Below are 8,781 nucleotides of genomic sequence, written 5' to 3' on the forward strand. Positions count from 1 at the left end.
TGCATCTGCAGCAGAGAAGCAAGATTATGTCGCAGCTTCTCGTCGTCGTCAACAGTTTTTTTCGCTTTCTTCGCTCGTCGCCGTAGCGACTCGCAAGCTCCAAAACCACCAACCACCGGGCTTTCCAGCCCGTCGCCCCCACCGCTTCGCCGCTTTCGCTGCGTCGCCGTCGTTGCGAGAGACGGAATATTAGACAGGTTCGACGAACCGCGCAAGCCCTTTGTGAAAGTTTTTTGAACGCGGCGACGCGTCCCCGCCGTTTGGCGGCTTGCTCGGTGCTCGACACGCGCCTCACCAACGGAAAATGCTTGCACGCCGGAACGGTCTACAAGTGATCCGCAGCCGCGTAGGGCAACGTGGTCCCATGCCATCTCTCTATATATGGATCGGCTGGTCGCATAGCCCCTGGAGATGGCGGGATAGATTTCCGGCAAATGACGATACGCCAAGCGCATACGACGCCCCGGTCGCCCAGTTGGGCGTCGAGCCGTCGACCTGTCTGGAGTTGGCGCACCAGGAATCGATGTGTCGCGAATCGATGCGTCCGGAGACGGAAGTAACAAGATATGAAGGTGCGCGAACCGCGCGCCGTCGATTAAGCCGTCTCTCGACGATTTCGGCCAATACCGCCGTGGTAAAGCGCGGGCGACGTCATGCCTAGCTTGTGCGCCATGATGACGAGATCCGCAAACGAGCGAGCTTCCATCTTTCGCATGGCATTGCCGCGATGAATCTTGACGGTGACTTCGCTGATGCCCAGCTCGTCCGCAATATGTTTGTTCATGCGGCCCGCCGCGACCAGCGCCATGACCTCGCGCTCGCGCGGCGAGAGCCGCTGCGCTCGGTCGGCGACGGTCGTGCTCACTTTCTCGCGCGCGAGGCGCAGACGGTCCTGCGAGAGCGCGGCGCCCACCGCATTAAGCAACACGCCCGCGCGAAACGGCTTGGTGAGAAAGTCGACCGCCCCCGCCTTCATCCCCTGGACGCTCGTCGCCACATCCGCGTCATCGGCGATGAAGACCACCGGGATGGGATCCCGCACCGCGACAAGGGCGCGCTGCAACGCCAACCCGCTCCCGACCGCATCGAAATCCATGTCGACCACAAGGCACGCAGGTCCGGCAGCGCGTTCGCTCGCAAGGAACGACGCCCCGCACGCAAAGCGGCGCACACGTAGCCCGGCGGCGGAGAGCTGCGCGCAAAGCGTGTCTCCGCTCGCCGGTTCGTTGTCGACGACGTAGACGGTCGCGGTATCGTTATCCGAAAGCCCGTTCATGCGGATAGGCAGTGTCATGATTCAGTGCGAACGAGTATACGATAGCCGCGAGACATATCGTTCGACGCCACAAAAAAGCACGAACGTCCGCGCTATTCTCGACAAACATTGCCGGACGGACTGCGTCGGGCAAGGAGCAACGGACGCTAATACGAAGAGACGATAGTCCGCGCAACCTGAACGGCATAGGCTTCTCGGAAGATCTGCCGTCGTGGCGTCACGCCCCGTGTCCGCATTACCACCGGAGTCACTCATGTCGAATCCCAAGCTCGAAGTTCTCACCCCGCAAAACAGCCAGCTCATCTTCATCGATCATCAACCGCAGATGGCCTTCGGCGTTCAGTCGATGGATCGTCAGGCACTCAAGAACAACGCGGTGGGACTGGCCAAAGCCGCGCGCATCTTCAATATTCCGACGACGATCACGACGGTGGAAACCGAATCGTTCTCGGGCTTTACCTATCCGGAACTGCTCGACGTCTTCCCGAACCAAAAGTTGCTGGAACGCACCTCGATGAATTCGTGGGATGACCAGAAGGTGCGCGACGCCCTCGCCGCCAACGGCCGCAAGAAGGTCATCGTCTCTGGCCTGTGGACCGAAGTCTGCAACACCACGTTCGCGTTGTGCGCGATGCTTGAAGGGGGCTACGAAATCTATATGGTTGCCGATGCGTCGGGCGGCACCTCGAAGGAAGCGCACGACTATGCGATGCAGCGCATGGTGCAGGCGGGCGTCGTGCCCGTGACTTGGCAGCAGGTGCTGCTCGAATGGCAACGCGACTGGGCGCATCGCGACTCGTACGATGCCGTGATGAAGCTCGTCAAGGAGCATTCGGGCGCCTACGGCATGGGCGTCGACTACGCCTACACGATGGTCCACAAGGCGGCGCAGCGCACCGCAACGCCGCACGATGCCATCCCGGCCGTGCCCGCTCGCTGACAGGAGGGACGCCATGTCCGCCCCCACCCCCGATCTGATTCTCATCAACGGCAAGTTCGCCACGCTCGATCGCGCGAATCCGCAGGCGGATGCCGTGGCGCTCACCGGCGGGAAGTTCACTGCCGTTGGGACACGCGACGACGTGATGCGTCTGGCCGGCAGCAGCACCGAGGTCATCGACCTGAAAGGCCGCCGTGTCATCCCGGGACTGATCGACAGTCATATGCACATCATCCGGGGCGGCCTCAACTACAACATGGAACTGCGCTGGGACGGCGTTCGCTCGCTGGCCGACGCCATGCGCATGTTGAAGGCGCAAGTCGACCGTACGCCTGCGCCGCAATGGGTTCGGGTGGTGGGTGGATTCACCGAGCATCAGTTCGTCGAGAAGCGTCTGCCGACGATCGACGAACTGAATGCCGTTGCCCCCGATACGCCGGTGTTCATCCTGCATCTGTATGACCGCGCGATCCTCAACGGCGCGGCCCTGCGCACCGTGGGCTATACGAAGGACACGCCCAACCCGCCGGGCGGCGAGATCGTGCGCGACGCGTCGGGCAATCCGACCGGGCTGCTGCTGGCCAAGCCGAACGCAACGATTCTGTACGCCACGCTCGCCAAAGGTCCGAAGCTGCCGCCGGAATATCAGAAGAACTCGACGCGCCACTTCATGCGCGAGGTCAACCGTCTCGGCGTGACAGGCGTGATCGACGCGGGCGGCGGCTTCCAGAACTACCCGGAGGACTACGACATCATCGAAGCGCTGCATCGCGAGGGGCAGCTCACGGTGCGTCTGGCCTATAACCTGTTCACGCAGAAGCCCAAGGCCGAACTCGCGGATTTCAGCCAGTGGGTCAAACAAGTCAGCCCGGGCCAGGGTGACGATCTCTATCGTCACAACGGGGCGGGCGAGATGCTTGTCTACACGGCCGCCGATTTCGAGGACTTCCGCGTCGAGCGCCCCGAGATGCCACCATCGATGGAAGGCGATCTCGAGCCGGTCGTGCGGCTGCTTGCGGAGAACCGCTGGCCTTGGCGTCTGCATGCCACCTACGACGAGACCATCTCCCGCGCGCTCGACGTCTATGAAAAGGTCGCGAAGGATGTGCCGTTCGATGGCCTGCATTGGTTCTTCGACCATGCCGAGACCATCAGCGATCGCAACATCGATCGCATCGCGGCCCTGGGCGGCGGCATTGCCGTGCAGCACCGGATGGCCTATCAAGGCGAGTACTTCGTGGAGCGCTATGGCGCGCGTGCGGCCGAAGCCACGCCGCCGATCCGCCGCATGTTGGAGCGCGGCGTGAAGGTCGGCGCAGGGACGGACGCGACGCGCGTCGCCTCCTACAACCCGTGGGTCTCGCTTTACTGGCTCGTGACGGGCAAGACCGTGGGTGGCCTGCGCCTGTCCGCGCCGGGCAACCTGCTCGATCGCGACGACGCGCTGCGCCTTTGGACGGAAGCCAACGCATGGTTCTCGTCCGAGGTTGGCAAGAAGGGGCAGATCAAGGTCGGGCAGCTCGGCGATCTGGCGGTGCTCTCCGACGACTACTTCAGCGTGCCGGAAGACGAAATCCAGGACATTACGTCGGTGCTTACGTTGCTGGGCGGAAAGGTTGTCTACGGCGACGGCGACTTCGGCGGCTATGCCCCGGAAATTCCGCCGGCCATGCCGGACTGGTCGCCGGCACGGCATGGCGTGGGCTACTCGCCTCGCCAACCGCAAGTGCTTAACGTGAGCGTGAGTTGTGCATGCGCGACGTCGTGCGGTGTGCACGGTCATGCGCACGCGAAGGCGTGGTCGTCCAGCGTGCCGGCGTCTGACGAAAGCGGCTTCTGGGGTGCGCTCGGCTGCTCGTGCTGGGCGTTCTGATCGTTCGGACGGTTCGGAGAAACCTCATGAAGCTATATCTCGTATCGCTCGGCGTCGGCGTGCTCGTCGGCATCATTTACGGCGGTCTCGGCGTGCGTTCCCCGGCACCACCGGCTGTTGCGCTCATCGGGCTGCTCGGCATGCTGATCGGCGAACAGGTTGTGCCGCCGGTCAAGCGACTGCTCGCTGGCGAGCCGGTCAATCTCGTTTGGTTCCATCGCGAATGCGTGCCGAAGATCACCGGCTTGCCCGGGCCAGTGGCGCAAGCGACGAAGGAAGATGGCGAGACCGATTCGCGCAAGGCTTGATCTGTCGTCGGAGAGGGATAGGTCGCTTTTCTGGCCCGGCGGGTAGCGAACCGCGCAACGCGGAGGGGGTATCGTTTCCCGCCGGGCACATCGAACGGGTTCGCCGGCTTACATGCCTATTTCATATTGGCGGATCAGCTCGCGCACCCGGTCCTTGTCCGCATCGGGGATGCGATCCAGCCCGATGTATTCCCAGAATTCCTCCGCAGCGGCCATCCCCTCTTCACCATCCGCAAGCAAACACGCGAGCGCATCCGCTCTGCGATTTGGCGGCAGCACGTCGATGCATAACATCAGCGCATCCATCACGCGTTGCTTCCGACTGCCTTTAAAGAAGCGGACACTGATGTCGTCGACGAATCGGCACCACGCTTCGGATTGGCTACCGGCGCTCGCCGCTTCCCCCCATTGACTCAGAAGTGTTTCGTTCTGCTTCAAAGGCTCGCGGAAAAACGCGAAGTCGACGGCCGGTCCCGGCTCTGGCAAGTTCTCCAGATTACTGACGGACAAAAGCGGCAGCGAGCGTTGCACGGTGTCGTCACGCGTTCGCACCGCCAATGCCACCATGGGCGAGCGGAGACTTCCCGCCGCCTGGAGTCCAACGGTCCGGAGATCCGCGATGAAACGCTCACTCGGGCGATCCAAAGGCCGATGCTCGGTGCTGGGCATCATGGGTAAGGTGCTGATGGTTGCGGCGCCTAAAGGATTCATGGTCAATCTCCGTCGGTGGTGGGAGATTGCATCCTGCCATCGCCTCGGCGCCGCTCTTTGCGATACGAGCAGTGGGTTGCAGTTCTGGCGAACACACGGCGACCTGATGACAGTCTGCACCGTTTCCGACGCCCCCTCGCCATGAACCGGCGATTAAGTCAATTCGGGATATCGCGCCACGCCACCGTCGCTTGTTCGCGTGTCTGATTGCTTGCGACGGGAGGCTCCGGCGCGCATAACCCGATGTCCTGGGGGGATGAGCGCACCGGACCACATTGCGACGCCTTGATCGCTCACTTCGGCGTCAGGTTGGATGCTGCCTCGGGATAGCGGACCGCCACCGCCCCCCGATAGTCGGCCTTCACGACATCGATTTTCTTCTGCTGGAGCAGAAACTCGGCTGTCGACTTCAGCGTTTGTGCCGCGCCGCCCTTCTCCTCGCAACCAAGCCACTGACACGAGACCTGCTCGGCCAACGTCGGATACTTGTACAGCGCCATTTCTTCTGCCGCGTCGTTGGCATTGCCACCGAGCCCGCGCAGCACTGCGGCCATATTCTTCGAACCGACACCCCATGCGTCGGGGTGCGCTACGAAGTCTCGATTCGTCGCGTTCAGCACCGCAATGAACTTGGCCATGAATTCAGGATTGCTGGCCCCGAATGTCTTCGTCACGGCCATGCCCTCAAACGTGCAACGGCCCAGCGCACATATCTGCCCCGCCGTGATCAATGGTTTTCCGGTGGGCCGGATCCGACCGAGCGCCGGCCCCCAGATGAAGGCACCGTCGACGTCGCCTCGCTCCCATGCGGCGGCGGCCTGCGTCGGCGTCATATTGACCAACTTCACCTGCTGCGTGATGCCCCATTTGTCGAGCATGTACATCAACTGGTAATGGCTTGTGCTGGCCACCGGCACCGCGATGGTTTTGCCGATCAGGTCTTTGGGCGATTGGATTTTCGCCGCATTGCGCACCATGAGCGCCTCGGCGTTGGCGATGTCCTCCAGAATCCAGAACAACTGAAGGTCCATTCCGCGGCTGGCCGCCGCCGCCAGCGGGCTCGATCCCAGCACACCGATGTCGATGCTGCCGGACGCCATTGCACTCATCACGGCGGCGCCGGAATCGAACTTCTTCCAGTGGATCTGGTAGCCGGTCGCCTTTTCAAACGTGCCATTCACCATCGCTGCAATCCAGGGACTGTAGGTCGTCTGATACGCCACGTTGACGACCTTCTCGGCCGCGCGGGCCGGGGCAAAAGCGCCACCGAGCGCCAACAGAGACACGCCGCATACGAACGAACCGACTATTTTTGCCAGGTATTTCATTTGTTCTCTCCCAATTCAGCGTCGCACGACGGGACTGGCGAGCATCGTGCCCGCGCCCGCCTTCACGCCCGCCACTGTGGTCAAAGTGATTTTCGGCCGCGAATACTGTCCGCGAGCACACAGAGAATCTCGAACATCAGCGTCGCCCCCACCAGCGCCGTATTGCCGCTCGGATCGAAGGGCGGCGAGACTTCCACGACGTCTCCGCCGATCAGGTTCAATCCTTGGAGCCCGCGAATCATGCGCTGCGCATCGAGGGTCGTCAGGCCGCCAATCTCCGGCGTTCCGGTGCCCGGGGCGTACACCGGATCCAGGGCGTCGACGTCAAAAGTGACGTAGGTTGCACCGTCGCCGACGACTCGCCGTGCTTCGGCGATGACCCCCTCGACGTCCAACGCGCGGCATTCCTCGATATCAATCACGCGAATGCCCTGGCGCTCTCCCCAGTCGTTTTCGCTGTCGTTGTACAACGCGCCCCGAATGCCGATTTGTACCGTGCGCTTGGGATCGAGCAAGCCCTCCTCGATGGCGCGCCGAAACGGCGTGCCGTGGGTGTAGGCGTTATCGCCGAAATATCGATTCCACGTGTCCGTATGAGCATCGAAGTGCACCATGCCCACAGGCCGGTGCTTGGCCACGGCGCGCAAGATCGGCAGCGTCACCAGATGATCGCCGCCGACAGACAGCGGCGCGATGCCCGCATTGCAGACCTCGTCGTAAAACGCCGCAATACGCGAAAGCGAATCCATCAGATCGACCGGGTTCACCGGGGTGTCGCCCAGATCGGCGCAATTGCACAGCTCGAAGGGGTTGATGCCGCTTGCCCGATTGACATTGCGCACCATGGTCGAAAGATCGCGCACCTGGCGTGGCCCATGGCGCGCCCCCGGGCGATTGGTGGTGCCACCGTCCCAAGGCACACCGATCAGGCCGACATCCACGGCGCTAATGCTTTCGTCGTCAAGACCGACGTAAGGCAACCGCATGAGTGTTGCCAATCCCGAGAACCGAGGCATGACGGTACCGGTAATGGGTGCGAATTTATTTTCTCTCATCGACAATTCCTGGGTGGCAAGGGGTGTCTCGGACTTGATCGCCCGACGCGCCCTGGTAAGCGCCATCAAGCGATGCGTGAAGCGAGTGTGTCCGTTGCGCACGCCCCATGGAATCACGATTGTTCGAACTTTAGTTTGGTATTTTCCGAAGCATTACCGACACCCTTGCGTGCCGATCCCTCGTTTGCCTGGCCCATGAGTCCATCGTCATGATCAAAGTAACTGACTTCGATCTGCGTCTGCTGCGTATATTCAAAACAGTGTCGGACTGCGGCGGCTTCTCGGCGGCAGAGTCTGCGCTGAACATGAACCTGTCGACTATCAGTACGCATATGGCCGACCTTGAAGCTCGTCTCGGCATCCGTCTCTGTGAGCGAGGCCGTCGTGGCTTTCGGCTCACCGACGAAGGACACTCGCTGTATCGCGCAGCAGAGCGCCTGCTCGATTCTGTCGAGGTGTTCCACACGGACATTGGGGGAATACGAGGTCAGATCAGCGGCGAGTTGGCGATCGATGTCGTGGACAATACGATTACCGATGTGCAGTCGCGCATTGCCGGCGCTATCGGCGTACTCAAGGAACAGAGCCGCGATCTCGAGATCCGATTGGAGATTAAATCTCCCAGGGAGATCGAGGTCGGAGTACTGGAGAGAAAGCTCCATCTCGGCATCGGGCCGTTTCGAGATACGCAACCGGGCCTGATCTATGAGCCGCTGTATCGAGAGGAAATTCAGCTTTATTGCGGCGCGGGGCATCCGCTCTTCGTACTGGCGCCCGATGACGTTGACATGCAGAGTCTGAGCGGTCTCGACTATGTCGCGCGAGGATATTTACGTGAGACGAAAGAGTTCGGCATCCTGAGTAACCTCAAGGTCGGCGCGAGTGTTTTTCACATGGAGGCCGTCGCCACACTCATTCTTTCGGGAAAGTTTGTCGGCTACCTGCCCACGCACTACGCGCAGCATTGGATCCGTCAAGATTTGATGCGGTCATTACGCCCGGATCGCCTCACCCACCACGCGGAGTTTCGACTCATTACCCGAAAGGACCGCGAGACGACTGTCGCCGCACGGGCATTCCTGGATGCGTTGCGCGGCGGGGTAAGTGGCAAGTGAAGATGGCGCGGTTCGCGCACCATGGCGGTGATGTTGCTGTCTGGCGCACGTTAAATCACGTCGTCGGGCATCTGAGCCGCCAACGCACAAAGGGCTTCTGACCTGCCCTGAAAATTTCGTACCAATCAAATCTAGAGATAATGGCTCCTCAGCTCAGACGAGGAGTTGGTATGAA

Annotated in this window: 9 protein-coding genes; 4 read left to right on the plus strand and 5 right to left on the minus strand. The window is 61.6% G+C overall.

The annotated features are described in order from the left end of the window. Both PSO31014_RS22525 and PSO31014_RS22060 read right to left on the minus strand, forming a co-directional pair. Positions 1-371: hypothetical protein (locus PSO31014_RS22525; RefSeq protein WP_217424935.1), on the minus strand; the 371-nt coding region annotated here is incomplete at its 3' end. 224 nt (positions 372-595) lie between these two features. Continuing rightward, the gene (locus tag PSO31014_RS22060; RefSeq protein WP_217424936.1) at positions 596-1,294 is read right to left on the minus strand and encodes a response regulator transcription factor; all 699 of its coding nucleotides are present in this window, start codon (positions 1,292-1,294) and stop codon (positions 596-598) included. A gap of 235 nt (positions 1,295-1,529) precedes the next feature. On the opposite strand from PSO31014_RS22060, the gene PSO31014_RS22065 reads away from it, so the two are divergent. The 3 genes from PSO31014_RS22065 to PSO31014_RS22075 are packed head-to-tail and all read left to right on the plus strand — an operon-like array spanning position 1,530 to position 4,397. After that, positions 1,530-2,216 (plus strand): hydrolase, encoded by a 687-nt coding sequence (locus PSO31014_RS22065; RefSeq protein ID WP_017231634.1) that lies wholly within the window; start codon positions 1,530-1,532, stop codon positions 2,214-2,216. A 13-nt stretch (positions 2,217-2,229) separates the two neighbouring features. Then, positions 2,230-4,089 (plus strand): amidohydrolase, encoded by a 1,860-nt coding sequence (locus tag PSO31014_RS22070; protein WP_150553569.1) that lies wholly within the window; start codon positions 2,230-2,232, stop codon positions 4,087-4,089. 26 nt (positions 4,090-4,115) lie between these two features. Further along, positions 4,116-4,397 (plus strand): XapX domain-containing protein, encoded by a 282-nt coding sequence (locus tag PSO31014_RS22075; RefSeq protein ID WP_150553570.1) that lies wholly within the window; start codon positions 4,116-4,118, stop codon positions 4,395-4,397. 108 nt (positions 4,398-4,505) lie between these two features. On the opposite strand, the gene PSO31014_RS22080 is transcribed toward PSO31014_RS22075, so the two are convergent. The 3 genes from PSO31014_RS22080 to speB form a co-directional block, all read right to left on the minus strand. Continuing rightward, entirely contained in the window at positions 4,506-5,108 is a 603-nt protein-coding gene (locus PSO31014_RS22080) for a hypothetical protein (RefSeq protein ID WP_150553571.1), read from the minus strand. Positions 5,109-5,401: 293 nt separating this feature from the next. After that, positions 5,402-6,436: a taurine ABC transporter substrate-binding protein gene (tauA, locus tag PSO31014_RS22085; RefSeq protein WP_150553572.1), complete on the minus strand. Its 1,035-nt coding sequence runs from the start codon at positions 6,434-6,436 to the stop codon at positions 5,402-5,404. Between the two features lie 80 nt (positions 6,437-6,516). After that, a complete protein-coding gene (gene speB / locus PSO31014_RS22090; protein WP_150553573.1) occupies positions 6,517-7,491 on the minus strand; it encodes an agmatinase in 975 nt (324 codons plus the stop codon). 209 nt (positions 7,492-7,700) lie between these two features. Here speB and PSO31014_RS22095 point away from each other — a divergent pair, with 209 nt between their 5' ends. Beyond that, a complete protein-coding gene (locus tag PSO31014_RS22095; protein WP_150553574.1) occupies positions 7,701-8,606 on the plus strand; it encodes a LysR family transcriptional regulator in 906 nt (301 codons plus the stop codon). Positions 8,607-8,781: the final 175 nt, after the last annotated feature.

Source organism: Pandoraea soli (genome assembly GCF_902459595.1).
Lineage (GTDB): Bacteria > Pseudomonadota > Gammaproteobacteria > Burkholderiales > Burkholderiaceae > Pandoraea > Pandoraea cepalis.